Source organism: Variovorax sp. P4_D9, assembly GCF_056401695.1.
In genome coordinates, this window is sequence record NZ_JBFUIU010001448.1 from 1 (window position 1) to 1350 (window position 1350).

Here is a 1350-nt window from a genome sequence, read left to right on the forward strand (position 1 = left end):
CTCGTTCTCACGCCCATCGCCTGGACGGCCGCCGTCGTCAACGCGGCGTTTCCGCTGGCGTGCGCGGTGGCGCTGGCCATCCCTCTCATGACTGCACGCAACCGTCGCAACTACTTCTTCATTGGATTGCTGCTGGTGCTGTCGGGCGCTGCATTCACCTTCCATCTCTCGGCCCTCGGCGTGATCCAGACGCCGGCGTGGATCGGCATCTAGTCGCCTGGATGTCCTGCTGTTCATCATCGCGGTCATGGGCGGGGGCCAGAGAGTGATGGCCGATCTGGCTTGCTGCGGCGTCTCGAACCACTGTTCGTTGAGGCACTCGTCCCTGAACTTGCCGTTGAAGCTCTCGACGTAGCCGTTCTGCATGGGCGGTCCCGGCCCGACAGGATGTGACGGATGCCGTGGGCCTGTGTCCAGCCCATGAAGGTGCGACTGGTGAACTCCGGGCCGTTGTCCGTGCGCACTGCCAATGGGTAGCCTCTGAATTGGTATTCCGGAGCAACGTGACCGCCCATTCCGGGCCTTGCGCCGCTAGGCAGGGGGCAAGCGTGAAGAGTTGCGTCAGCGCCTCATACACCGACGCCTTCAAGCCTCTCATCGACCATTTGAAATCGCGCCTGCCGGCGTAACCTTTGCATCGGAGCGGCCCCGCATCGAATCAAGGGGTAGTACTTTTCGCGCAAATCGGTGCGCTTTGCCTGGAATCCCAGCATCCATGCGGGTTCCCGGAGCCTGTCATAAATTTTGTGTTCGAGGCATAGCATGACGACAAGGAACATGTATGCCAACAAGCAAGACGAAGATGCCGGACGGGGACTCGGATCAGATCAATTTCCTAAACGGGTCACGCAAGGTGCCACCACAGCTGGGTCCGCAGCTTCCCCTGGGTCATGTTTTCCGACGGGGGCGAACGCCTCCAAAAAGCGAGCGGCCTCTGTCCGACGCGCTCGCAGTCTAGGACCGTTGCGTTTTTCTATCCAGAGGGGCCGCGGCGAGCCGCGTGGGCGGTTTTCCAATATGTCGCGCTCCATCTACACGCGTGCCAGCTCGGCGCGAAGCCGGCTGATCTCCATTTGCTCGGCGTTTACGGCCTTGCCTTCAGCACCTATGAGCTTGCCTTGGCGCTGCGCCTTGACCCAATTGAACAATGTTGCTCAACCACGCCCAATGTGCGCGCCGCCGCCGCGATGCTCTGGCCGCCCTCGACCAGCCGCACCGCCTCCTGCTTGAACTCCAGCGTGTAGCGCGCYCTTGCCGTCTTCGTCATTTCGACTCTCCTTGCTTGCATTGAAACTCTCAGCAAGGGATACGTTTTTCGGGGGCAAGGTCAAGCAAGCGTCTACCTCACCA

The 1350-nt window shown here is 61.0% G+C and carries 1 protein-coding gene and 2 pseudogenes; 1 reads left to right on the forward strand and 2 read right to left on the reverse strand.

Translation table 11 applies throughout. From position 1 onward, the window contains the following. A partial coding sequence (locus AC1DY5_RS55865) for an NnrS family protein (RefSeq protein WP_478122743.1) occupies positions 1 to 213 on the forward strand: 213 nt, incomplete at its 5' end. A 45-nt stretch (positions 214 to 258) separates the two neighbouring features. Here AC1DY5_RS55865 and AC1DY5_RS55870 read toward each other — a convergent pair. Together AC1DY5_RS55870 and AC1DY5_RS55875 are read right to left on the reverse strand one after the other, a co-directional pair. Next, positions 259 to 485: pseudogene (locus AC1DY5_RS55870) on the reverse strand (integrase core domain-containing protein); the annotation flags it as partial. Positions 486 to 1034: 549 nt separating this feature from the next. Continuing rightward, positions 1035 to 1267 (reverse strand): annotated as a pseudogene (locus AC1DY5_RS55875) (transposase); the annotation flags it as partial. Between the last annotated feature and the right edge of the window lie 83 nt (positions 1268 to 1350).